The organism is Winogradskyella sp., from assembly GCF_045105575.1.
Classification (GTDB): domain Bacteria; phylum Bacteroidota; class Bacteroidia; order Flavobacteriales; family Flavobacteriaceae; genus Winogradskyella.
On sequence record NZ_JBGCDQ010000062.1, the window covers coordinates 1 to 25,855 of the forward strand.

Below are 25,855 nucleotides of genomic sequence, written 5' to 3' on the forward strand. Positions count from 1 at the left end.
TTTTAGAAGCTAGAAGCTAGAAGCTAGAAGCTAGAAGCTAGAAGCTAGAAGCTAGAAGCTAGAAGCTAGAAGCTAGAAGCTAGAAGCTAGAAGCTAGAAGCTAGAAGCTAGAAGCTAGAAGCTAGAAGCTAGAAGCTTAAACTCAAAACCAACTAATACCAGCGCTTTTTCTTCTTCTTAGAAGCTTCACTCTTACGTCCTTTTTTGTATTTACTCCCTTGCTTTTTATGTACAACAGGTTTTGCTTTTGGGTCTAAAGGATAAGGATGCTCAGTCTCTACTGGAATTTGAACATTAATAGCATTCTGTATCGCTTTTACATAACTCTTTTCGTCCGCTGAACATAAAGCATAAGCTTTACCTGTATTTCCTGCACGTCCTGTTCGTCCTATACGATGCACATAGGTTTCAGGAACATTTGGCATATCAAAATTAAGGACGTTGTCTAGTTCATTAATATCAATACCACGCGCTGCAACATCTGTCGCAATCAAGACTTTTACATAACCGTTTTTAAATTTATTAAGTGCTGTTTGGCGTTCGCTTTGTGGTTTGTCTCCATGCAAACTATTTACGGCATAGCCATTTTTTAATAAAGTTTGCTCTAACTTATCTACACCATATTTGGTACGTCTAAAAATGAGCACATTACCTTCAATGGTATTACGCATTAAATGTAAACACAATTCAATTTTAGATTGTTTAGGTACGTAATACAACACCTGACTCACATCTTTGGCAACCGATTTGGTCGGAGTCACATCAATGCGCTCAGGATCTTTAAGAATGGTATTGGCTAATTCTTCGATTTTATAAGGAATGGTAGCTGAAAATAAAAGGGTTTGTTTGCCTTCAGGACAAAGACGATCGATTTTCTTTACATCGTCAATAAAGCCCATAGCCAACATTAAATCTGCTTCATCTAAAACGAAGGTTTCAATATAGTCGAGGTTAATATAGTCTTGTTTGTGTAAATCGAGTAGGCGACCAGGCGTTGCGACTAAAATATCGACACCTTTTTTCAACACATCAATTTGTGGTTCAATGGAAGCACCTCCAAAAACAACAAGAGACGTTAAATTGGTAAACTCAGCATACGTTTTAAAATTTTGCTGAATCTGAACAGCAAGCTCTCTCGTCGGACTTATAATCAAGGCTCTAATCTTCTTTCCTTTTTTTGGAGCATCTTGTTTGTCGTAAAGCTGTTGTAAAATTGGTAAGGCAAACGCTGCTGTTTTTCCAGTGCCTGTTTGGGCAGAAACAATCACATCTTTTTTATCTAAAACCAAAGGAATTGTGCGTTGTTGCACTAGAGTAGGTTCTGCATAACCAGAAGCATCTACAGCTTTTAGTAATGGTTTTATGAGGTTGAGGTCTTTAAAGGACATATATTCTTAGTTTTTGCAAAGTTATAGTATTCGGTTTACCAACGCTCAGAAATCCATTGTTCTTGTTCTTCTGCTGATAAAAACGTCCAAGCCACAAAACGACTGACCTTATGTCCTTGTCCCATTTCAATAGTCTTAACCTCAGTAACGTTTACCTTTTCTAAAACTTTATAAGTAGGCTTCAAATTAATTTCTTTAGAAATTAAACTTGTAAACCAAAAACATTGTTTCGCAAATTGTTTACTTTCATAAATCATGTCTTTTACAAAGCGCGCTTCCCCACCTTTAGTCCAAAGTTCATTTTGTTGTCCACCAAAATTTAGAAGCGCTTTACTAGGGCGTTTTCCTTTTAAGTTTTTAAGTTTCTTTAGGCTTGCTTTTTGAGCATCGTCTAACGAGGCATGAAACGGAGGATTGCACATCGTAAAATCTACGCGTTCTTCAGGTTTTAAAATGGTATGAAAAAAGTCGTTAGATTTTTCTTGTCGTCTAATTTCTAAGTTAGATTTTAAGTTGAAATTTCGCTGTTCAATTTGTTTGGCAGAACTAATGGCAGCTTCATCAGTTTCACTTCCTATGAAAGACCAGCCATATTCATGTTGTCCAATAATAGGATAAATACAATTGGCACCAACACCAATATCTAAACCTTTAATATGATCACCTTTAGGTATTTTAGTAAGATTACCTTTTAACAAATCAGCAATATTATGAATGTAATCTGCACGACCTGGAATTGGTGGACACAAATAATGTTCTGGTATATCCCAATAGTCTAAACCATAGTGATGTAGTAATAGAGCCTTGTTCAGCGCTTTTACAGCGGCAGGATTAAAAAAATCAATGGATTCATCTCCATATTTATTTGGAGCAACAAAAGCACCTAATTCTGGAGAACTCTTTATGAGTTTTTCAAAATTATAACGCGCTCTGTGTTTACTTCTTGGATGAAGTTCTGATTTTACCTTAGGATGTTCTTTTTTCTCTTGCACTTTGGTTGTTGTTTATAGCCACAAAGGTAAGTGAAAAGCAGTGGGTTTGGAAACTCCTTAAATTCAAAGATTTCTTGGAGTGATTGTCAATTTAACGCAGAAAGAATTTCAGGCGTTTTCTAAGACTTTTAGGAATAGCGTCGTTATCTATAATTAAGCTGACGTGATTTTTATTTTTGTCTTTAGCGTATAATAATTCAAAAAAATGAAAAATGGATAGACTGTTTTCTTTAGATGTAACCAATTCAAAATGGTCTCCGCGTTTTACGTCACCTTCTTTAATCACTTTGACGTAGGTTCCGGAATAGCCATGATCTATAAATTGTTGAAGCACTGCTTCGGTTCCGAATTTATGAGCAAATTTAAAACACGGTTCTCTCGGTTGGGTAATTTGCACTAGTGCAGTTCCAAGTTTATAGATATCACCAACAAAAAGCTGTTTTTCGTCTAAATTTTCTACGGTTAAATTTTCGCCAAGCATACCATAATTCCAATCTAAATTTGGATATAATTGTTGCCAATATGGATAGTGATTTGCAGAAAACAAATAACAGGCTTTAAATATGCCTCCATGTACTTTTCGGTCCGAGACTTCATCACCTCTAACATCTTCTTTTCCTAAATGAACAGGAACGTCGGTTGGTTTTTTGTAGATACCTGTTGTGACGATTTTACCTTTCCATTCAAAGGTTGTGGGTTGCGCTATATTGGTTGATATGATTTTCATGACTTTATATGGAGCATTTTTTTCTGAAACCTAGGTTGAGTCACCATACTTTCAAAAAAAACTTGCATTTTATTCTAGGGTTTTAACGCTTTCCAAAAGGGCAACAAACCTTTTAGTAATTTTTCGTAAGCTTCTGGCATGTCTGTAAGAGGTGCTTCTGTGAACGAAAAGGGTTGATCCGCTTTAAAAGTCCAATAGCGTTCTCCTAAAGTGCCATCGGTAGATTTAATATGCGATTTAGGAAAGTTGGTCATAGAAAACAGGCCTTCTTTATTAACTTCTATCCCAAAAACTTTTAAGTCTTTAGCATCTGAATAGGTCAACGTTAGTGTTGAATTTAGGGTATGATCATCTTCAGAACTAAAAAATAGTTTCTCTTTTTTAGTGTAGTTTTCAAATTCGGCACTCCAAGGTTGATTAGGTGAAATGAGCTGTTTTAATTCCTTTTGAATCTCTAAACTGTCACTTTCCGCTTGAATTATTCCCATTAAATTTTCTTGCAGAACGGTTATGGTTTTTGATGCTGGGTTAACAGTAACGGTTGTTTTTTCTGCAACGATGCGACTTTGTTCAACTCCAAAAAAAGTACCTATAACAAAGAAGAGTATTTTGATTTGTTCCATAAGCGAAGTTAAATAAAAAAAGCGCAAGTTTATAAAACTCACGCTTTTCCAGCTATTAATCTCAGGGAAAATAAGGGATTATTCACCTTGTTAGGACTGCAAAAATAGAACTATATATGTCTTGAAAAATTGATGTATGATAAGAAACGAACTATCTGTGTAAATCTTTTCTAATACGACTTAAACTTTCTGTCGTAATGCCCAAATATGACGCGATATGATAGTTTTTTATACTTTTTTCAATATTTGGGTAGGTTTTAATAAAGTTGAGGTAACGTTCAGTAGCGGTTTGTGAGATATTTGCTAAAATTCTTTTTTGAAACGCTCCGAAGGCACGCTCAAGTTTAATTCTGAAAAAGCGTTCTATTTTTGGAATGCTTTGGTATAAGATTTCTTTATCTTGTTCTGTGATTCTGTAAAGGGTAGCATCTTGAATCACTTCTATGGTCATTATAGATTTTCCTGAAGTAAAAAAACCGGTATAATCACTAATCCACCAATCTTTAATTCCGAATTGAACGGTATGTTCTTTGCCATGTGTATCGATATGGTAAGTTCTTAAGCATCCTCGCAGTACATAATATTGAGCATCTGCAAACTCATCTGCACTCAGTAAAATAGTCCCTTTTTTTGCAGTAACCTTGTGAAAAACGGACTCAATAATTTTGATCTCTTCTTCTGTGAAGTCAAGATGCTTGAAGATTTCTGATATGACAGAATTGTCGGATTTCACTCGTAATGAATTGATTAGCTTTTTGGAAGGTAGGGAAAACTATTTGATTTAAGCTTGTAAATCCGATTTCAGATATTAATTTTAGTTGAAATGCTGATTTTATCAATAACAATAATTTTAATGCTGCTTTCGATTCATTTTTTTCTTTTTTGAAAGTAAAAGGTATTACAAGCAGTGAACAAACCATCAACTCAGGAGTTAATTTACTTTTTTAGCGATTGCATCCTTGTCTCTTTTATATAAATTAAAGCGATCTACTATTTTAGAGATATTTTTAATAAATGCTATTGTGAGCGCAGTTAGCACTGCGAAAAAATGGTTTTATGTTCGTTAAAAAGCCTAAATTTTGATTGAGCTTTAGTGCCGAGTGTAAATAGTTTTGATTGGTTATGTCTAAGAGACAATTTATTTTTTGAGAGCTTACAAAAAAAACCACTTTGAATGCACAAAGTGGTTTTGAATATTTATGAGATTCCTGCCTTCGCAGGAATTGGGTTACTTTATCATCTCGTAACTACGTTTAATGAAATTAGTAAGTTCTTCTCCTTTAAGTAAACCTTGAGATAAACGCGCTAAATCTAAACTTTGATTAATTAAACGTTCTTGTTTCTTTTTGGTCTTCGTCTCTAAAATTTCATTGACCAATTCAGAATTTGTGTTTACGATGAGGTTATACATTTCTGGCATATTACCCATACCAAACATGCCTCCGCCACCACCAGTCTGCTGCATCTCTTTCATTCTGCGCATAAATTCTGGTTGTGTAATTATAAAAGGTGATGCTTCGCTGTCCATAGCTTCTAGCTGAACCATAAACTTTTCAGAAGGGATTACTTCCTTTAAAAGCGTATCTAATGCGGTTTGCTGCTCTTCTGACAATTTAGAAATGGCAGTTTCATCCTTTTTAATTAAATTATCAATATGATCTCCATCAACTCGTGCAAAAGAAATGTTCTCTTTTGTCGATTCTAATTTCTGAATTAAATGTGGTACAATTGGCGAATCTAACATCAACACTTCGTAACCTTTTGCTTTTGCAGCTTCAATATAACTGTGCTGCTGGTCTTTGTTAGAAGCGTAAAGTAGTACGAGTTTACCATCCTTATCCGTTTGGTTTGCTTTGGTTTTGTTGAATAATTCTTCATACGTAAAGAATTTTTCATCAACCGTTGGGTATAAGGCAAAGGCATCTGCTTTTTCGAAGAATTTCTCTTCAGATAACATACCGTATTCAATAACGATTTTAATATCATCCCATTTCGCTTCAAAATCTTCACGATTCGCATTGAATAATGATTTCAACTTATCAGCAACTTTACGCGTAATATAAGAGGATATTTTCTTCACTGCACCATCCGCTTGTAAATACGAACGCGACACGTTTAACGGAATATCTGGAGAATCAATAACACCACGAAGCATGGTTAAAAATTCTGGTACAATCCCTTCTACATTGTCAGTAACATACACTTGGTTTTGGTAGAGTTGAATTTTATCCTTCTGAATGTTCATATCATTCGTCATCTTAGGGAAATACAAAATTCCTGTTAAGTTGAATGGATAATCTACATTAAGGTGAATATTGAATAATGGCTCTTCAAACTGAGCAGGATACAATTCTCTATAGAAGTCTTTATAATTCTGATCTTCTAATTCGGTCGGTTGTTTTGTCCAAGCCGGATTTGGATTATTAATAATGTTATCTACCGTAATTTGCTTGTGTGGCTCAGTAGTTTCTTTACCATCCTTATCTTTAGTGGTTTTTGGAGTAAATTCAGGATCGTTGATTTCCTTAGTTCCAAATTTAATCGGAATCGGCATAAACTTATTATACTTCATCAAAAGTTCACGAATTCTAGACTCTTCTAAAAACTCCGTTGAATCTTCTGCAATATGAAGAATAATCTCAGTGCCTCTTGTCTCTTTACCTGAAGGCTCTAACGTAAATTCTGGCGAACCATCACATGTCCAATGTGCAGCGTCGGCACCTGTATGCGATTTTGTAATAATCTCAACTTTTTCTGCAACCATAAAGGCAGAGTAAAACCCAAGACCAAAATGACCAATGATACCTGAATCTTTAGCGGAATCTTTATACTTGTCTAAAAATTCTTCAGCACCAGAAAAGGCGACTTGGTTAATGTACTTTTCAACTTCATCTGCAGTCATTCCTAAACCTTGATCGATGATATGAAGTTTCTTTCCTTCTTTGTCAATCTTAACTTCAAGTTTTGGATTACCGTATTCAGATTTAGATTCACCAATACTCGTTAGGTGTTTTAATTTTAGTGTGGCATCTGTACCATTACTAATCAGCTCACGTAAAAAGATTTCGTGATCGCTGTATAAGAATTTTTTAATAAGCGGAAAGATATTCTCTACCGATACATTAATACTTCCTTTTGTCATGTTATATAAATTTTGTATAATTAATTTGAACATTATGTTATAGTCAAATAAAATACCAAGACGATATATGTGACAAGATGACATAAAAAAGCCATTCATTTCAAAATATTGAAGCGAATGGCTTTAAGTGATATAGAGTTAAGGTTATTTACCTTTAATTTTTGATTTGGTATTTTTAATAGGTTCTTCTTTTTTAGCTTTATTTTTTACATATTTTTCTAGCCATTGGTCTTGTTCCCAAAGCATGTGCATAATAGATTCTTTAGCTCTATAGCCATGACTTTCTTTCGGTAACATTACAAGACGAACTGGTGCGCCTAAACCCTTAAGCGCATTAAAATAACGCTCACTTTGTAATGGATAGGTACCAGAATTATTATCAGCAACACCATGAATTAATAGAAGTGGTGTTTTCATCTTATCTGCATGCATAAAAGGCGACATGGTGTTGTACACCTCTGGAGATTCCCAATAGCTGCGCTCTTCACTTTGAAAACCGAATGGTGTTAATGTTCTATTGTATGCACCACTTCTAGCTATTCCTGCCGCATAAAGATTTGAGTGTGATAATAGGTTAGCCGTCATAAATGCGCCATAACTGTGACCACCAACAGCTACTTTATCTCTATCAATATAGCCTAAATCATCAACAGCATCTATGGCCGCTTTACCATTGGCTACCAATTGTTTTCTAAACGAATCATTAGGCTCCTCAGCGCCTTCACCAACAATAGGAAAAGCAGCTCCATCTAAAACTACATAACCACGCGTCACCCAGTAAATTGGTGAACCCCAACTTGGGTATACAAATTTATTAGCATTCGATGTACTTTGAGATGCACTTGCCTTGTCTTTATATTCTCTTGGATAAGCCCATAAAATCATTGGATACTTTTTTCCTTCTTTATAATCTAGCGGTAGATAAAGTGTACCATCCAAATCTAAACCATCATCACGTTTATAATTAATAACACGTTTGTTAACGTTACCTAAACTTTTAAAAGGATTATCAAAAGTTGTAATTGCCGTTAAATCATTTTTCTTTTTAATATTTCTTATGTAGTAGTTTGGATATGTTGTTGGAGATTCTATTCTCACTAAAATTTCGCCTTTTTTCATATTTATAGCCGAATTTAAACTTTCAACTTTGTCTGTATATTCAGACTGGTAAAGACGTTTTGTTTTATTTGTTTTTATATCGTACTCATCAATAAAAGGAAATTGGCCATCTTTGGTATAGCCATCTCCCATGAGGTATAACTTATTACCATTTATTTCTAAAGTGTAGCTGCCAAGTTCATTTTTAGACCTCATAAAACTGCCTGGATTACTATAAACATCTTGGTAATTTCTGTCTGAAATTATTTTAGCTTTTTGATTAGCGTTAGATGGGTTAAACACATACGTTTTTGTGTTTCTAGTATTCCACCAACGGTCATAGGCAATAGCGACGTTATCATTTCCCCAATTAATACCAGCATAACGTTGCTTAGTTTTTACTAAAAGTTTTGGGTTATTATTAAAAGGTGCATCCATTTGGTAAACGGCATCTCGATAGTCTACTTCAATCTCTGGGTCGCCATTATCTAGTGCTTCTGCCCAAACCAAAGTTGATGGTTTATCTGCACGCCAAGACATGCTTCGTTTTCCCATACGTGTCGCCATAAAACCTTTTGGTCTAACTTCATCTAAAGGCACATCGTTAACCGTTTTTATTTTTTTACCGTTGGAATCATAAATAACACTTTGACTCGGAAAACGTGAATAGGTAACCAAATAAGAAAATGGACGTTTTATTTTTGTAACCATTACATAATTTCCGTCTGGAGAAAAGCTTACTCCACGATACATATCTGCTGGAAGAAAGTCTAATGTGTTACCATCAATAGATACTTTTTTAATTTCAGAAAGTGCTAATTGCTCAAAATTGAACTCGTCATTAGGTGTTTTTAATAAATCTTGATATGTTCTATTTTGTGCTTTAGAACCATCGCTAACTGAAACTGTTGGGCCGTTTGGTACGGCAACAGCTGTGTTTATTAAGGGTTTTCTATTATCAGCAAGTGTTTTAACGAGTAAGTTTTTGTTATCCTTAAACCAACTAATTGTGCTTCCCATATTAGCATTAATGTTAGCATCAGTTAATTTTTTTACACTACCATTTGCAACATTAAGTACCCAAACTTCAACACCTTTTTCTGTAGTATTTAAGCACGCAATCATAGATTCATTAGGAGACCAGCTAAAACCTGAAAGTCTTGGATTATTTGGTAAGCCAGAAACTTGCTTAGCATCTTTGTCGGTTGTTTTTTTGACTTTTAAATTGGTATAAAAAGTGGTTCGGCTTCCAATATTGGTGACCGGATTAATTCTAAGTCCGGCAAGTCTAAGCTCAGTTTCAGATAATTCTGCAATAGATTTGTATTGGTTTCTGTAAAGTAACACCATGTTTTCGCCTTTACTGTCTATTTGCACACCAGGCGCTAAATCAACATCGGCCAAGGCTAAAATTTCTTGTGGTGGCATTTGGTAAGTCAATTGGTCTTGACCATAACATAGGCTAACACATAATAACACAAAAATCTTTAAAATGGATTTCATAATGAACGTTTGGTTTTAGTTAGAATTGAGCATAAGGTAATTAAAAATGAAATGTTTAAAGTTGAATGAAATGTTAAAATTAGTAAGACGGTCATAAGTCTTATTTTGCTATGCATGCATAACGAATACCAGTTTTGTTAGGTTGTAAATGGTTAAATTTGTTATTCCGAAAAAAATAAAGGTTTTATGTACAATTCAAAAATAATAGGATTAGGTAAGTATGTTCCAGATAACGTTGTAACTAACGAGGATTTATCGAAAATGATGGATACAAATGACGAGTGGATCACAGAACGTACAGGAATTAAAGAACGTCGTTGGGTAGAAAAGGGTAGCGGAGATACTACGGCAACAATGGGAGTAAAAGCTGCAAAAATGGCGATTGAACGTGCTGGTATTGATAAAGATGCTATTGATTTTATCATTTTTGCTACGTTGAGTCCAGATATGTATTTTCCAGGAGCAGGTGTGCAAGTGCAACATGCGTTAGATATAAAAACCGTTGGAGCTTTAGATGTGCGTAACCAATGTTCTGGCTTTGTATATGCCATTTCGGTAGCAGATAATTTTATAAAAACTGGGATGTACAAAAACATTTTAGTGATTGGTAGTGAATTACATTCGTTTGGTTTAGATAAAACTACAAGAGGACGCGGAGTGTCTGTGATTTTTGGTGATGGAGCAGGTGCTGCAATTTTAACTAGAGAAGAAGACACGACTAAAGGCATTTTATCGACACATTTACATGCGCAAGGCGAACATGCCGAAGAATTGGTATTAGTAGCACCAGGCATGGGTAAACGTTGGGTAAATGATATTTTAGAAGATAACGACCCAAATGACGAAAGTTATTTTCCGTACATGAATGGTACATTTGTTTTTAAAAATGCCGTAGTCCGTTTTAGCGAAGTCATTATGGAAGGCTTAATGAAAAATAACCTACAAGTTGATGATGTAGATATGCTCATTCCACACCAAGCAAATTTGCGTATTGCACAGTTTATACAAAAGAAGTTTAAGCTAAGCGACGATCAGGTTTTTAATAATATTCAAAAATACGGAAACACTACAGCTGCGTCTATTCCGTTAGCACTGTGTGAAGCGTGGGAAGAAGGAAAGGTAAAAGAAGGAGACACGGTTGTTTTGGCTGCTTTTGGTAGTGGTTTTACTTGGGGAAGTGTGATCATTAAGTGGTAACAAATCCTTTTACGACAGCCGAGCAAAATCGAAGTAAAAAAAGAGATCTTTTGAAGATATAACGAACGTTAATGTTCTGTCTTTTTAATGAGACAAGGTTTAAAATTAAATCCTAGTTAAAGCCTTCAAATTAGAATTTTGAATTTAAACCAGCTTGTTTTATTTGTTGGTTTTTTTGCTAGACTGTAAAACTTTACCAGTATTTTATTTAATAATCTTGATTATCTTTATAGGATAACGGTAACTGATATTTTTTATATTCTGAGTTTTTTATGGCATATGATTAGTTAATGTTGTTATAGAACTAGTTGTGCAACCATATGAAAAACACATTTACAATCATATTTCTTTTTGTTTTTGGAGCAGTCTTTTCGCAAGATGATTGTAAAGATTATAAGGAAAACTACATTCCAAAAAATCTAAATGATTCAATTGAATATTTGAATTGTGAATGGCCAGAATCCAACAAAACGGAATTTAAAAACAAAGAAGAAAGCGACGCTGTAACTGAATTACATTTTGGAGCTGGAATGGGAATTAGAAATGGTTGGGACTTGTGGAAAGGAAAAAACCAAATATTAAGGTTTTTCAAATCAAAAGGAATTTCTCATCCAGATGATATGTCCTCAATAGTTTTGACTTCTTTTCACAGACAATTGAACAACAAACCTATTGACTTGGATTCACAAATTTCATACTATGAAAAATATTGGAAGACCGCCAAAAAGAAATTTGAAAAAGAACAACATAACCAAACAGAATTAAGTAAAAAAGAGTACGATGAGTACAAACTCAATGACTCGGTCAAAATTGAATTTAAAATTAACAGACAAGAAAAAAATGTTTGGGCTTATCGAATTCAAAAATATCCAGACTTGAATGAGAAACCTAATTGTTATATCAAAGGAACTGTAATTGATAAAAAAAAGAAAAAAAGGAAACGTGGAAAATACGTTTTGACAATACTAATTACAGATATTTGTGGAAATCAAAAAGCAATTTTTAACGGAGAAGAAAATGGACTAAAAGTCAATCAAGAATACAATTTTAGTCTTATGAGTTTTAAAATAAGTAAAAACTAAAAAATGCGGTTGCCAACAATGGCTATAAGTAATTGGTTGTTCTCGCCTACTTTGGAAATTCCTGCGGAATTTCCAACTTGGTATGTACTTGCGAAGTTAAGAGCTAAACAACGCAACTACTGATAGTCGAGACCGTTTGGTTCATATGAAAAAAATAGCATTTCTAATATTAATGACAATGACTTTTAATTTAGTTTCTGGACAAAATTTAAATGGAAAATGGTTACTGAAAGACATTGACCCTGGAAATGGAAAAAAAGGCTATCCTGGATTTCAATTGCTCGAAATTGAAAACGATAGTGTTCATATTTTTACGGATTTTTCGCTTAAAGAAAAAGCATCCATCTTAATAATGGACAATGGCGATTTATTGAATTTAAAAAAAGAGAAAACTTCGACATACACAGTCATTAGCGATAATAATCTGAAATGGTTTGTAAATGGAAAATCTAATGACAAAGACGCGATTTTTGAGTGTGACTTTTATCGACTTGAACCGACAATGACAATGCTGAAAAAAGAAGATATTGAAAAAATGACATTCATGCTGACCGAAAACGGACGCGAAACTGAATTTAAATTTAATAAAGAACTTTGGGACAAAGAAACTCTCGAACGAATGAAACGAAAAGAGGGCGAGAAAAAAATGATCGAGCAAATAGATTCAACTTTATTTATCGTATCATATTTTGATGGAAAAAGACATAGTTCAATTCCGATTAAAGAAGTTACGACTGAATTAATAACAATGTATGCTATTCCGACTGGACCAATGGAAATGACAGCATACCGAAATAAATAAATACACACCACAACAAAGTACTGTGGTAAAAACCAAGTAAAATCTAATTAATGTTTCACTACCTTACTTTTATAAGAATCATTAGTTATTAATCCTGATTTAGCTCTAGTCGTGTAAAAAAATACAATTAAGTTGTTTAACGAAATAACATTACACTTATCTTTAGACTATAAAACACCTCATATGGTATATCAATTATCAGCTTAAAAATCAATTTTAACCTGTAGCCATATTTCACCGCAAGACATTTGAGAAAAACCTTGATGAAAGAGAGACAAATTGAAAAATATCATTATCTAAAAGACAAACCGAAAGAACGACAGTTTGATATATATGACTTGTCGGAATATTATCAAAAAAATTCTGAACACTCTTCTCGACCGCACACTCATAGTTTTTATCAAATGATTTGGTTTAAAAGCAAAAAAGGAAAACACTTCATCGATTTTAAAGACTACTCAATTAAGGAAAATAGACTATTCTTTATTGCAAAAAACCAAGTGCATTACTTTGAAAATCGGTCGGATTATAAAGGTTACTTATTGCATTTTAACGAATCTTTTATATTAAGCAATGAAACTGATTTTAATTTCTTTCTAACATATAGAATTTTCAACAACAACGAAGAACCATTTTTTCAAATCCCAAAAGAACAGGAAAATCAAATAATTAGTTATTTTACTCAAATCAACATAGAATCAAATAACAAAACGGAATTCGGTAACAAATCAATTCTGTCTTATTTGCTAAAATCTATGCTTCTTATGATTGAAAGAGAAAAAAGGAAAAGCATAAAAACTGACAACAGTAAAACAAACCAGAACAGTACTTTTTTTAAATTTCGTGACCTTTTGGAAAATAACTTCCACAAAAACTGGTCTGTAACTGACTTTGCGAACGAACTTTCTATTTCATCTAAAACCTTAAATTCAATAACAAAATCTGAAATGGACAAAACTGTTTCACAAGTAATTATTGATAGAATTATTCTCGAATCAAAAAGAAGGCTTACTCATTCAAATGCCTATGTCAACCAAATTGCATACGATTTAGGTTTTAACGACCCTTACTATTTTGTCAAGTATTTTAAAAAACACGTTAAGTGTTCACCTTCCGAATTTAGAAAAACCATTTCCTAATTTTACCAATCTAAGTAGTTTTTGTCCATTTCACAAAGTTCTGATTGAACATACTTTTGTATTGTAATCATAAAACAAATACAATGAATATCAAAAGAAAATTATCAATCGGAATATTGTCTGTATTCGCAGCAATATCATTATTAACTTTAACATCAATGACAATTGAAAAAAATGAAACAAATGCCTATTTGGAAATCACTTTAGACATAAAATCTGAAAATCGTGGAAATGCAGCAGGAGTATATTTAAAGTACAAAGAACCATTTTTAAAACAAATAGATGGTGCAACTTCAAAAGACCTTCTTATCAGAACAGAAGATGTGCAAGTGCTTCACGGATTTGAATCTGAAGAACAAGCAAAGGCCTACTTAACAACTAAATTATTTGAAAATGATGTAGTTCGTGAATTGAAACCATTTTTGGAAAGCAATCCAGAAATAAGAATTTATTCTGTTTTTAAAAAATAAAGGGAAAAGGCATAAAAACTGTGGCTAACATCCGCATATAACAAATACCCATCACAGACTATTTCTAAAACAAGAGAGTCAAATATCAAAAAAAGCCCAAACAAAATATCGTTTGGGCTTTTCAGCTATTAACCAACCATAATTAACACTAGTATAAAAATGAATTTATAACTATTGTGAACTAAAAACTTATACTCTTAGACGTGAAAAGTGCCATTTTATTTCACAGCAATGTCTATTTAACGTGTATTTAACAAAAGGTGATGATTTCTTACTGCATCTCCATAGTCTAAAATTTTTGTTTTTAAGTAAAGTGGTTTTTCAAGAGACAAAAGAAAGTGCGATTGCGTTATTACATAATTGTGATTTTGGTTATATTTCAATTATGAAAAAAACACTCGTATTTGGCGCCTCTTTAAAAACGGAACGATATTCCAATATGGCGATTAAGAAATTACGTCGGTATCAACATCATGTTAACGCGTTTGGTTTAAGATCGGGAATAGTCGATGATGTTACAATCGATACAGAATTAATGCCATACAAAGACATTGATACGGTAACACTTTATTTAAATCCTAAACGGCAAGAAGTGTATTACGATTATATTGTGGGTCTAAATCCTAAACGGGTGATTTTTAATCCTGGTACAGAAAATCCAGAATTCTATAACCTTTTAAAGCAAAATAATATTCATTTTGAAGTAGCTTGTACCTTAGTTTTATTAAGCACCAATCAGTATTAGGCTTTCTTTTTAATGAGCAGTAGACCTATAAAGGTGAATAAGCCATTAAGTGGCAAAATTTCCCAATGAAATTGATAAGCTCCAATCACAGATTCTGGTAGAGAAGTAATGGCAAAACTTAAAGCCATTGCTAATAAAGCAACAATCCAAGCATATTTGTCTTTTATTTGGTGTTTGGTTAAAATTCCAAAAGCAAATAAACCTAGCAACGGACCGTAGGTAAACGTCGCAAATTTAAACAAGTTACTAACCACATTACCTTCTAACATATTAAATAGAATAACCACAAGTACTAATAAAACTGAAACACCAATATGTACTTTTTTTCGTAATGGTTTTTGAACGGCTTCTGGTCGGTTTTCAATGTTTAAAAAATCAACACTAAATGAGGTTGTTAAAGACGTTAAAGCCGAATCTGCACTAGAGTAAGCTGCTGCGATTAAACCAATGATAAAAGTGACTGATAATGCAGCTCCCAAATTTTGATTCATCGCAATTTCAGGGAATAACAAATCGGTTCGCGTTCTACCATCTAAAACAGGAATCGTAATATTATATTTTTCAGCATAAATGAATAATAACGCTCCAAGCGATAGAAAAGCAAAGTTTACAAATACCAGAAGCGTTGCCATACTGTAAATGTTCTTTTTGGCTTCGTGTTGATTTTTACAAGTCAAGTTTTTCTGCATCATATCTTGGTCTAAGCCTGTCATGGCAATAGCTATGAAAATACCTCCAATAAAATATTTCCAGAAATACGTCGTGGCATTAGGATCCTCAAAAAAGAAAATTTGTCCTTTAGTGCTAAACTCAGAGGAGTTTAAGAATTCCATATAATTCCAATCGAGTTGGTCATTAATTAAGTAAATAGCAACTCCAACAGACGTCAGCATGGCCAAAGTTTGCAAAGTATCGGTCCAAACGATGGTTTTTATACCTCCTCGTTTTGTGTAGAGCCATATCAATAAAATAGAAAGGACAACGGTAAGCCAAAAAGGCACTCCGATACTTTCAAAAACAATATATTGCATAGCAAGTGCTACCAAGAATAGTCTAAAAGAAGCACCTGTAACGCGCGATAGTAAAAAGAAAAAAGCACCAGTTTTATAACTTACATAGCCAAAACGCTGTTCTAAATATTGATAAATCGAGGTCACATTGAGTTTGTAATACAGCGGAATTAAAACAAGTGCTATAAATAAATACCCTACAAAAAAACCAAAAACTCCCTGCATGTAGGCAAATTGTTGGCCACCAATCATGCCTGGAACGGATATAAAGGTGACTCCTGAGAGTGAAGCGCCAATCATTCCAAAAGCAACAACATACCAAGGTGATTGTTGTTTGGCTTTAAAAAAAACAGCGTTACTATCATCTTTACCTGTGAGGTAAGAAATTAGAATAAGTACACCAAAATAGGCAATAATTAATATGAGAATTGAAATGGGTGTCATGTCTAAAATGTGTTACTGTGGTATTTTTTTTGAAAAGTAGTATATTTGAAAAAAAGGATGGCTCTAAAAAAGAATTAATTATGAAAAAAATAACCTACTTCGTTGCGCTAATCATGTTTAGCGTTGGTCTTTCTGCTCAAAATTTTAAAGAGCTCATTGCCGAAGGCACACATACGGTTGCCGATATCGTAGAAGTGGCCGAGCGACATTTTGATACCGTAGGCAGAGAACGTGGCCGAGGTTATAAACCTTTTAGACGCTGGCAATATTTTGCTGAACGCGCCATGGACGAAACAGGTAAATTGAAATCGCCTGAGTTTTACTATAATGAACTTGAAAGATTCAACGCCAGTAGTAACGATGAAGGCTTAGCGGCCAGAACTGTTGTTGGTACTTGGGAAGAAATGGGACCAACATATTGGAATGCCACGTCTGGGTATAATCCTGGTGTTGGAAGAATTACATCTTTTGCCACAGAAATTGGAAATCAAAATCATATGATTGTTGGTAGCCAAACTGGTGGAGTCTGGAAAACCCTAGATGGTGGAACTAACTGGACAGTGCTTACCGACAATTTAGCCAATATGGATGTTTATGCCTTAGCAATAGATCCTTCAAACAGTGATACTTATTTTTGGGGTTCAAGAAGTGGTTCTATTTTTAAGTCTGTTGATGGTGGTTCAACATGGTCATTACTAAGTACTGAGCTGAGTGGATTTATAAACAAAATATTAATCGACCCAACCAATACCTCTAAAATGTACGTAAGTGCGCAAGGTGAAGGCTTATTTAAATCAACGGATGGAGGTGTGTCATGGACAAGCATTCACTCAAATGCCAATGATGGCTACGATGTTGAATTTAAACCAGGCGATACCAATACTATCTATGCTTCTGGTAATAACTTTTTTAAATCAACAGATGGTGGTCTTACTTTTGATATGCCAAATGGATTGGGACTTTGGGATCAAGAAAACGTTACAGGTTCTAATGCTTGGGTAACTAGCAGTGCCAATAATAATAGTACAGTAATACCAAGAACGGGCAATTCTATGGCTTTTTTCTATATTGGAAACTTTACAAGTCCTCAAACCCAATTAATCACTCCGGCTTTAGATTTAAGTGTTGCAACAAATCCAGAACTGAATTTTTCGTTTACACAAGTCAGTTGGGGCGGAGATATAGACGCATTAAGAATTCTTTATAAAACATCGGCTTCAGGAAGTTGGATTGAATTAGCAAATTATACTAACGAAGTAACCGCTTGGTCAGATATTACATTGAGTTTACCAAACCCTACTTCAGATTATTATGTTGCTTTTGAAGGCACTGCCAATTATGGAAGAGGATTAACCTTGGATGATGTTTCCGTTGAAACTTCTAACTTAGGTGTTATTTTTTCTGATGGATTTGAGAGTGTTCCAGCTGAATTCAATTCAGGCCCTAAAATGATTGCAGTTTCTGCGGATGATCCTTCTGTGGTTTATGTCGTGGAAGCAGATGGTGGTTTATTTGGTGGTATTCATAGATCTTCTGATGATGGTTCTACCTTTTTAAAATTGAATCACGATAACCGAAATTATTTTGGCTATGACAGTGCAGGAGTAGATGACAGAGGGCAAGCTCCTAGAGATATGGATATTGTTGTAAATCCTAACGATGTTAATGACGTACATATAGCAGGTATCAATACTTGGCGATCAACCAATGGTGGTGCTACGTTTAACATTACATCGCAATGGACTCCTAATAGTGCAAACGGTCAAAATATTGGCTATTGCCATGCTGACGTTGATATTTTAGAATTTATTGGTACGGGAGCTAATACCAAACTTTTAGCAGGTACAGATGGTGGTATTTTTATTGCTGATAACCCTACTGTTGTCAATAGTAGTTATTATAGAGATTTAACACCAGGACTCGGTATCAGACAATTTTATAAAATCGGTATTAGTCAAACAGATCCTGTTATTGTTACAGGAGGTTCTCAAGATAATGGTTCATCAGTGCTTGGAGCTGATGGTAATTGGACCGATTGGTGGGGAGCCGATGGTATGGAAGGTTTTGTAGATAAAAATAATACGCAGATTATGTACGGAACTTCTCAGTTTGGTTCTTTTGTAAAGACTTTTAATGGAGGACTTAGCATTAGTGGTGTTACACAACCAGACGATAAAGGTGGAGATTTTAACTGGAATTGGGTCGTCCCTTATGAGCAAGATCCGACGATTCCAAATGTTATTTATAGTGCGTTTGACGAAGTTTATAGATCTGAAAATGGTGGCAATACATGGACGTCAATTTCTCAAAATTTTGGCGCAAACATCGATCATTTTAAAGTAGCACCAACTAACAATAGTATCATGTATTTAGCTATAAATGGAGCGTTTTGGTATACGACTAATGCTGGTATTACTTGGACGCAATCGACCCTAGATATTGGTGGAGGTCGTATTAATGAAATTGCAGTACATCCTACAGATGCCACTAAAATAGCGATTGCTACAACCAATAGTGAAAAAGTATATATCAGTACCGATAGTGGAGTGTCATTTACACCAATACGTTGGGATTTACCAAACTTTTCATCACAAGCTTTAGTATGGCAAAATAATGGTAACGATGGTCTTTATGTAGGTATGAACTATGGCATTTATTATACAGATAATGTCTTAGGAAATACTTGGAATCCTTTCAGTAACGGTTTGCCTAATGTTAGAATTAATGAACTCGAAATTAATACGGCAGATAGTAAATTGTATGCGGCGACTTACGGAAGAGGACTATGGAGATCTAACCTCTATAATGAAGCTTTAAGTGTTACGGATTTTGAATTTGAAGACCTTTCGGTTTATCCAAATCCGGCAGAAAATGAAGTATATTTAAAATGGAATAATTCTGAAGACGTTGCGGTTCGTATATACAACACACTTGGTAAGTTAATGTTTTATAGTAAAAACGTGAATTTAAGCAACGCGTATAAAATTAATACTTCAGGTTTCGATACAGGAATTTATTTTGTAAAATTAAACACTTCAAAAGGCGAAATGACCAAAAAGCTGATATTGAAATAACATTTAATTCATGTTGAAAAGTCCAGTTGTAACACCCTTACAATCGGACTTTTTTATGTCTAAAAATCTGTACCTTCGTAATTATGGAATTTTCATCAAAACTCTTAGAAAACGCAGTTAACGAAATGTCGCAATTGCCAGGCATTGGTAAGCGAACGGCTTTGCGTTTGGTATTACATTTATTACGCCAACCAGATAGTCAGACCTTTCAATTGGCAGACGCTTTATCTAAGGTAAGGCGCGAGATTAATTTTTGTAAATCGTGTCATAATATTAGCGATAAACCTTTGTGCGAAATCTGTGAAAACCCAAATCGCAATAGTGAACTCATTTGTGTGGTTGAAGATATCAGAGACGTTATGGCTGTTGAAAATACAAGCTCGTTTAAAGGTTTGTATCATGTTTTAGGCGGAAAGATATCTCCAATGGATGGTATTGGCCCTCAAGATTTAAATATTAACTCCTTAGTCGAAAAGGTTAAAGCAGGAAAAATAAAAGAATTAATTTTTGCAATGAGTCCAACGATGGAAGGTGATACCACCAACTTTTATATCTTCAGACAGATTCAAGCCTACAACATCGCCACATCAACTATTGCAAGAGGAGTTGCAGCAGGTAACGAATTAGAATATACTGACGAAATCACCTTAGGTCGAAGTATTGTAGATCGCGTCCCTTTTGAAGCTTCACTAAAGTTATAACCACTACAATTTTGAAGCTATCTGTCATCATACTCAATTATAATGTACGGTATTTTTTAGAGTTATGTCTAAAAAGTGTGGAAGCGGCTATGACTACTATTGATGGCGAAATTATTGTAATTGATAACAACTCGCCAGACGATAGTTGTGCCATGGTAAGGCAATTATTTCCAAATGTAACATTGATAGAAAACAAAGAGAATTCTGGTTTTTCTAAAGGCAATAATAAGGCAGTAGCTGAGGCAAAAGGCGAGTACCTTTGTATTCTTAATCCAGATACCGTTGTAGCTGAAGATACGTTTAAAAAACTTTTTCAGTTTACAGAATCAAAAACGAATTTAGGTATTGTTGGCTGCCAACTCATTGATGGTAAAGGAAACTTTCTGCCTGAAAGTAAACGGAATGTACCGACACCAAAAGTGGCACTAAAGAAAGTCTTAGGCAATGCTACAGATTATTATGCAAATCAGGTTCAAATTGAAAATAGTGCTAAAGTCGATATCTTAGTCGGAGCATTTATGTGGCTAAAAAAAGAGGTTTATGAAGCTGTTGGAGGCTTTGATGAAGCTTACTTTATGTACGGAGAAGATATTGATTTGTCATATAAAGTGATAAAGGCAGGTTACGATAATTATTATTATGGTGAAACCTCAGTCATTCATTTTAAAGGCGAGAGTACTTTAAAAGATGCTAAATATGCGAAACGCTTTTATGGGGCGATGCAAATATTTTACAAAAAGCATTTTAAGCAGAATCTATTATTTAATACTGTGGTTTGGTTAGGTATTAAAATGGCCTACCTTATGCGTAAAGCTCCTGTTGACGTAGCCCTCACGTCTCATAAATCTTATATTTATACCAAATCAATTCATAAGGATTTAGAAGAACAATTGCTAAAACCTCTAGAGATTAAAGAGGTTATAGATGATAAAATTGAAGATCATAGTATGCTGGTTTATGATTTTAACGAATTACAAGCCACTGCGATTATTCAGGATATGAAGGTAAAATCGAAGCAAAAAAATATTAAGTTTAGATTTCTACCAAAAAATAGTAAATTTATCATTGGAAGCGATAGTGCAGTTAATAGAGGTGAAGTGCTGCATTTCTAGGATGTATTAATTGAATAAAAGTCAGTAAATTGTCTGTTTTTTTGTTAATTTTGCAACCGATTACAAAATAAAGACCCACAAATTAAAGATATGTCAAAGTTTGAACTTAAGTTACCTAAAATGGGAGAGAGTGTTGCGGAAGCAACCATAACGGCATGGCTTAAAGATATTGGAGATACCATAGAAGCAGATGAAGCTGTTTTAGAAATTGCTACAGACAAAGTCGATAGTGAAGTGCCGAGTGAAGTAGATGGTGTTTTGGTTGAAAAACTTTTCGAAGTAGATGACGTTGTGCAAGTAGGGCAAGTTATTGCAGTGATAGAAACTGAGGGTGGAAGTACAGTAGAAGTCAAAGCGGCCGCTGCAGAACCAGTTGCTGAACCAGAAGCTCCAAAAGCAGTTGCTGAGGTTTCGCAAACAGTGGTTGCGGCAAAAACATCTGTTGAACCTCTGGTCTCTACAGAAGATCGTTTTTACTCACCACTAGTAAAAAATATAGCAAAACAAGAAGGTATTTCTCAAGCTGAATTAGATACAATTTCTGGATCAGGAAAAGATAATCGTGTTACAAAAAACGATATTAAAGCGTATTTGGAATCGCGCAGTGCTGCTCCAAGTCCTGCTAGACCAGCAGTGGTTGAAAAGGTCATTGAAACACCAAAGACAGAAGTTATTAAAAAGGCTGTTGCCTTGAGTGCCAACGAAGCAGCTCAACCTGATGCAACTTCAACTCAGACTTCAGAAAAACCAAAAGCGGAAAAGCCAGCAGAAAAAGCAACAGAAAAACCGATTGCGATTTCACAAGGAGATGAAATTATAGAAATGACCAGAATGGGGAAACTCATTTCAAAATATATGGTCGATTCTGTACAAACCTCTGCACACGTACAATCTTTTATTGAAGCGGATGTCACTGATATTTGGAACTGGCGAAAGAAAGTAAAAGACGACTTTATGAAACGCGAAGGTGAAAATCTAACCTTCACACCAATTTTCATGGAAGCCGTGACTAAAGCTTTGAAGGATTTTCCGATGATGAATATTTCCGTACAAGGCGATAAAATCATTAAAAAGAAAGCCATTAATGTTGGTATGGCAGCGGCTTTACCAGATGGTAATCTAATTGTACCTGTTATTAAAAATGCAGATCAGTTAAATTTATTTGGCATGGCAAAACGTGTTAATGATTTAGCTAATAGAGCGCGTTTAGGAAAATTAGATCCAGACGATATACAAGGCGGAACCTATACGGTAACGAATGTTGGTACCTTTGGCAGTATTATGGGAACACCAATTATTAACCAACCACAAGTAGGTATTTTAGCCTTAGGTGCCATAAGAAAAACACCAGCTGTTATTGAAGGACCACAAGGTGATTATATAGGTATTCGTTTTAAAATGTACTTATCACATTCATACGACCACAGAGTAGTCAACGGAGCACTTGGTGGACAATTTGTAAAAGCCGTAAAAGATTATTTAGAAGCTTGGGATGTGAATCGTGAGATTTAAACGAATCCCTTTGGAAAAAGAGATCTCTTAATGAAACTCTAATTTTTTCAAATTATATAATAAACAAAAAGCGCAGTTTTCTGACTGTGCTTTTTTTTGGTTTTTAGGATGTTTTGTTTAGCGGCTCTCCTATGGGCAGTAGCGCCAAGAAAGCCTTTAAGTTTTGTTTTCAGTAACCAATTTAGTCAATAAACTCCAACTATCGTTTCAATCCTGAACCCGAGCTATGGCTTACAGCTGTTGTTGTAACCGATTAATTTATCTGTTGCCATAATTCTTTGTTTTCGAAATCATAGAATTCTAAAATTCCACCAGGATTTGCTTTTAAGATATAACCAATTTTTGGACTTAAATTGATTGTATCTTTCAGAACGAACAGAACATCAGTATATTCCGTTCCCTTGTATTGAAAATTTTGATAATATACGATTTGAGAGTATTCAAAGTTATTGCTGGAAAAATTGGTTGGTCCAATTAAACCAAAAGTATCATTTTCCGTAAATGAAATTAACATTCCGTCTTGAGATTGATTATAATTCTCCTCAAGATATTCTCTGATGAAGTAATCATCTTGCATATCGGTTTGGTAGAATTTTTCCTCAAAACAGTCGTAATCCATTACCAATCCAGTAAATGAACTCGGTTCAGTTCTGTTAAAATCAATTATTGTAAATTTCAATGTGTCAGTTTCATTAGTATAAGATATTGTATCGTTTAATTCAAATGAAATAAAGTCGTCGTATTCTTCTGGGAATCCAAAACAATCATATTCGCAAGATGTTATTAAAATCAAAATAATTAAAATTGCGCTGAATAAATAAATCTTTCTCATTGGTGGTTTACTTGTAGATGTTGAAATAGCCTTTGGGTTGCGTTTAATTGTTTAAAATCTCTCTAATAAAATAGTCTCAATGTTTTTTATCAAGCCTTGAACGAAGTTAATTTGTTAATTCCACAAAGGCAATTTTATAAACTGCTTATAAGTGAAGGCTTTGTCATTTAAATATCTTTATCTTCAACAAAACCATCCCATCTCCGCATATAGGTAATAAACGTTTCAGATAAACCTTCATTTTTCAAATAGTCCGCAGACACAGGATTTTCAATGAGAACAAAATCAGGATTCGCAATCACACGTTTAGGAAAATCATGATGCAAAATTCCAGATCTTCCAATCGTTACAAAGTCAACTCCGTAATCTAAAACGCGTTGCACATCTTTACCTGTTCTAATGTTACCAGCAACTGTGAGTTTAACGTTTTTAAAATCGAGTTGCATAATGTGTTCTAGTAAATTGAGTTGACTCTCAGGATGTTCTTCTGCTGGTTTAAAATAATCCCAAAGTGAGAGGTCTAAAAAATCAATAGTCTTAGAATTTATAAGTTGTTGTGATATGGTTTTTATTTCAGACAATCGCATTCCAAATTTTTCAGGAGATAATCTTACACCCAATAGGAATTCATCACCACAATGCGTTCTTATGTCACTGATAATTTCAAATAATAAGCGCGATCGGTTTTTAAGAGAACCACCATAATTATCGGTTCGCTTGTTAATGTCTGAACTTAAGAATTGGGTTAAAATATAACCATGCGCACCATGCACTTCAACACCATCATAACCACAATGTTTTGCGCGCAGTGCAGCATTTACAAAATCGGCTTTTAATTGTTGTATCTCATGTATAGTCAAAGCCCTTGCATTATGTTTTTCACTATCAGAAGGACAAACCGCTTTTTTACCAATAACGTCTTTTGGTGAGCGCATGCCAGCATGATGTAATTGTACAACAGCTAAACTACCTTCGGCTTTAATAGCTGCTGCCAGTTTGGTATGGCCTTCAATATGCAGGTCGGAAAATATACCCAACTGCCTAGGGAAGCCTTTGCCAATCTCTTGCACGTGCGAAGCACAGGTCATTACCAAACCAAATTGTCCTTTGGCGCGCATGGTTAACCAATGAAACTCTTCGTTAGACAATGTTCCGTTGTCATGACTTTGTTGGTTGGTCAATGGTGCTAGCATAAAGCGGTTTTTCATTGTTGCTCCGCAATTAAAGGTGATGGTGTCTTGAGGTTTATTTTTCATTTGTTGATGTAAATTTTAAGGGTTAGAACTTCCATTTAATTAGAGTGTAAAGGAAAGAAATAATTAAGCTATAAAATTAAGAGTTTTAAAAGGAATTAGTATTATCCCAAAGAGGTCTTCACTTTATAGAAGAATCTAATTACCTTTGTGTAAAATAACAAAAACAATGCAACTCAAACTCAGTAAACCCATCTGTTTTTTCGATTTAGAAACCACAGGAATTAATATTTCAAAAGACCGAATCGTAGAAATTTCAATTCTTAAAGTCTTTCCTGATGGCAAAGAAGAAGCGAAAACATGGATTGTGAATCCTGAGATGCCAATTCCGGCTGAAGTAACAGCTATTCATGGTATTTCAGATGCTGATGTAGCAGATAAGCCAACATTTAAAGAATTATCTAAGGAAGTCCATAATATGATTAAGGATTCCGATTTAGGTGGCTTCAATTCTAACCGTTTCGATATTCCGTTATTAGCTGAAGAATTATTGCGTGCTGGTGTTGATTTTGATATGAAAAACAGTCAATCTGTAGATGTACAAACTATTTTTCATAAAATGGAACAACGTACGCTAAGCGCAGCTTATAAATTTTACTGCGATAAAAGTTTAGATAATGCCCATAGCGCAGAAGCCGATACCAAAGCCACTTACGAAGTTTTAAAAGCACAATTAGACCGTTACGAAGATTTAGAAAACGACACAAAGTTTTTAGCAGAATTCAGTTCACGAAAAAAATTCGCTGATTTTGCAGGTTTTTTAATTTACAATAAAGAGGGTGAAGAATGTTTTTCATTTGGCAAACACAAAGGGAAACGCGTATTAGAAGTTTTAGAGAAGGAGCCTGGTTATTTTGGTTGGTTGTTGAATGCAGATTTTCCATTGTACACGAAGAAAGTTCTGACAGCGATTAAATTAAGTCAGTTTAATAATAAGTTATCTTAAGAAGCTAGAATAAAGAATCAAGAATAAAGACTGAAGCGTCTAGTTTCTAACAGCAAAGCGGTC

General features: G+C 34.4%; 21 protein-coding genes. 11 read left to right on the plus strand and 10 right to left on the minus strand.

Going from position 1 to position 25,855, the window contains the following annotated elements; genetic code table 11:
- Positions 1–152 precede the first annotated feature (152 nt).
- From AB8B52_RS13545 to AB8B52_RS13575, 7 genes are all read right to left on the minus strand, one after another.
- A complete protein-coding gene (locus AB8B52_RS13545; protein WP_406029012.1) occupies positions 153–1,388 on the minus strand; it encodes a DEAD/DEAH box helicase in 1,236 nt (411 codons plus the stop codon).
- 35 nt (positions 1,389–1,423) lie between these two features.
- Positions 1,424–2,380: a 23S rRNA (adenine(1618)-N(6))-methyltransferase RlmF gene (gene rlmF, locus AB8B52_RS13550; RefSeq protein ID WP_406029014.1), complete on the minus strand. Its 957-nt coding sequence runs from the start codon at positions 2,378–2,380 to the stop codon at positions 1,424–1,426.
- A gap of 91 nt (positions 2,381–2,471) precedes the next feature.
- Entirely contained in the window at positions 2,472–3,107 is a 636-nt protein-coding gene (locus tag AB8B52_RS13555) for an MOSC domain-containing protein (RefSeq protein ID WP_406029016.1), read from the minus strand.
- 74 nt (positions 3,108–3,181) lie between these two features.
- Positions 3,182–3,730: a hypothetical protein gene (locus tag AB8B52_RS13560; RefSeq protein WP_406029018.1), complete on the minus strand. Its 549-nt coding sequence runs from the start codon at positions 3,728–3,730 to the stop codon at positions 3,182–3,184.
- 151 nt (positions 3,731–3,881) lie between these two features.
- Positions 3,882–4,463: a Crp/Fnr family transcriptional regulator gene (locus AB8B52_RS13565; RefSeq protein WP_406029020.1), complete on the minus strand. Its 582-nt coding sequence runs from the start codon at positions 4,461–4,463 to the stop codon at positions 3,882–3,884.
- Positions 4,464–4,958: 495 nt separating this feature from the next.
- The gene (htpG, locus tag AB8B52_RS13570) at positions 4,959–6,872 is read right to left on the minus strand and encodes a molecular chaperone HtpG (RefSeq protein ID WP_406029022.1); all 1,914 of its coding nucleotides are present in this window, start codon (positions 6,870–6,872) and stop codon (positions 4,959–4,961) included.
- Between the two features lie 144 nt (positions 6,873–7,016).
- Positions 7,017–9,473 (minus strand): alpha/beta hydrolase family protein, encoded by a 2,457-nt coding sequence (locus AB8B52_RS13575; RefSeq protein ID WP_406029024.1) that lies wholly within the window; start codon positions 9,471–9,473, stop codon positions 7,017–7,019.
- A gap of 186 nt (positions 9,474–9,659) precedes the next feature.
- Here AB8B52_RS13575 and AB8B52_RS13580 point away from each other — a divergent pair, with 186 nt between their 5' ends.
- From AB8B52_RS13580 to AB8B52_RS13605, 6 genes are all read left to right on the plus strand, one after another.
- The gene (locus AB8B52_RS13580) at positions 9,660–10,670 is read left to right on the plus strand and encodes a 3-oxoacyl-ACP synthase III family protein (RefSeq protein WP_406029026.1); all 1,011 of its coding nucleotides are present in this window, start codon (positions 9,660–9,662) and stop codon (positions 10,668–10,670) included.
- A gap of 320 nt (positions 10,671–10,990) precedes the next feature.
- Positions 10,991–11,752 (plus strand): DUF6794 domain-containing protein, encoded by a 762-nt coding sequence (locus tag AB8B52_RS13585; protein WP_406029028.1) that lies wholly within the window; start codon positions 10,991–10,993, stop codon positions 11,750–11,752.
- 145 nt (positions 11,753–11,897) lie between these two features.
- Positions 11,898–12,554 carry a hypothetical protein gene (locus tag AB8B52_RS13590; RefSeq protein WP_406029030.1) on the plus strand — a complete coding sequence of 219 codons (657 nt, stop codon included), beginning with the start codon at positions 11,898–11,900 and terminating at the stop codon, positions 12,552–12,554.
- Between the two features lie 263 nt (positions 12,555–12,817).
- Positions 12,818–13,693 carry a helix-turn-helix domain-containing protein gene (locus AB8B52_RS13595; protein WP_406029032.1) on the plus strand — a complete coding sequence of 292 codons (876 nt, stop codon included), beginning with the start codon at positions 12,818–12,820 and terminating at the stop codon, positions 13,691–13,693.
- A gap of 83 nt (positions 13,694–13,776) precedes the next feature.
- Complete coding sequence (locus AB8B52_RS13600; protein WP_406029034.1) at positions 13,777–14,163, plus strand: hypothetical protein; 387 nt, start codon at positions 13,777–13,779, stop codon at positions 14,161–14,163.
- A 385-nt stretch (positions 14,164–14,548) separates the two neighbouring features.
- Positions 14,549–14,908, plus strand: a complete 360-nt coding sequence (locus AB8B52_RS13605) for a CoA-binding protein (protein ID WP_406029036.1) — start codon at positions 14,549–14,551, stop codon at positions 14,906–14,908.
- Here the strand turns inward: AB8B52_RS13605 and AB8B52_RS13610 are convergent.
- Positions 14,905–16,362 (minus strand): sodium:solute symporter, encoded by a 1,458-nt coding sequence (locus AB8B52_RS13610; RefSeq protein WP_406029038.1) that lies wholly within the window; start codon positions 16,360–16,362, stop codon positions 14,905–14,907. The two genes, AB8B52_RS13605 and AB8B52_RS13610, sit on opposite strands and share 4 nt — an antisense overlap.
- Before the next feature lie 80 nt (positions 16,363–16,442).
- Between AB8B52_RS13610 and AB8B52_RS13615 the strand changes: the two genes are divergently transcribed.
- The 4 genes from AB8B52_RS13615 to AB8B52_RS13630 all read left to right on the plus strand — a co-directional run bounded on the left by AB8B52_RS13615 (position 16,443) and on the right by AB8B52_RS13630 (position 22,761).
- Complete coding sequence (locus AB8B52_RS13615; protein ID WP_406029040.1) at positions 16,443–19,436, plus strand: T9SS type A sorting domain-containing protein; 2,994 nt, start codon at positions 16,443–16,445, stop codon at positions 19,434–19,436.
- Between the two features lie 83 nt (positions 19,437–19,519).
- Positions 19,520–20,137, plus strand: coding sequence for a recombination mediator RecR (gene recR / locus AB8B52_RS13620; RefSeq protein ID WP_406029042.1), 618 nt, complete (start codon positions 19,520–19,522; stop codon positions 20,135–20,137).
- 11 nt (positions 20,138–20,148) lie between these two features.
- Positions 20,149–21,249: a glycosyltransferase family 2 protein gene (locus AB8B52_RS13625; RefSeq protein WP_406029044.1), complete on the plus strand. Its 1,101-nt coding sequence runs from the start codon at positions 20,149–20,151 to the stop codon at positions 21,247–21,249.
- 90 nt (positions 21,250–21,339) lie between these two features.
- Positions 21,340–22,761 carry a dihydrolipoamide acetyltransferase family protein gene (locus tag AB8B52_RS13630; protein WP_406029046.1) on the plus strand — a complete coding sequence of 474 codons (1,422 nt, stop codon included), beginning with the start codon at positions 21,340–21,342 and terminating at the stop codon, positions 22,759–22,761.
- 253 nt (positions 22,762–23,014) lie between these two features.
- Here the strand turns inward: AB8B52_RS13630 and AB8B52_RS13635 are convergent, their stop codons facing one another.
- Positions 23,015–23,554 carry a hypothetical protein gene (locus AB8B52_RS13635; RefSeq protein WP_406029048.1) on the minus strand — a complete coding sequence of 180 codons (540 nt, stop codon included), beginning with the start codon at positions 23,552–23,554 and terminating at the stop codon, positions 23,015–23,017.
- 206 nt (positions 23,555–23,760) lie between these two features.
- Positions 23,761–24,849 carry an NADH:flavin oxidoreductase gene (locus tag AB8B52_RS13640; protein ID WP_406029050.1) on the minus strand — a complete coding sequence of 363 codons (1,089 nt, stop codon included), beginning with the start codon at positions 24,847–24,849 and terminating at the stop codon, positions 23,761–23,763.
- Between the two features lie 166 nt (positions 24,850–25,015).
- Between AB8B52_RS13640 and AB8B52_RS13645 the strand changes: the two genes are divergently transcribed.
- Positions 25,016–25,792, plus strand: a complete 777-nt coding sequence (locus tag AB8B52_RS13645) for an exonuclease domain-containing protein (RefSeq protein WP_406029052.1) — start codon at positions 25,016–25,018, stop codon at positions 25,790–25,792.
- Positions 25,793–25,855 lie beyond the last annotated feature (63 nt).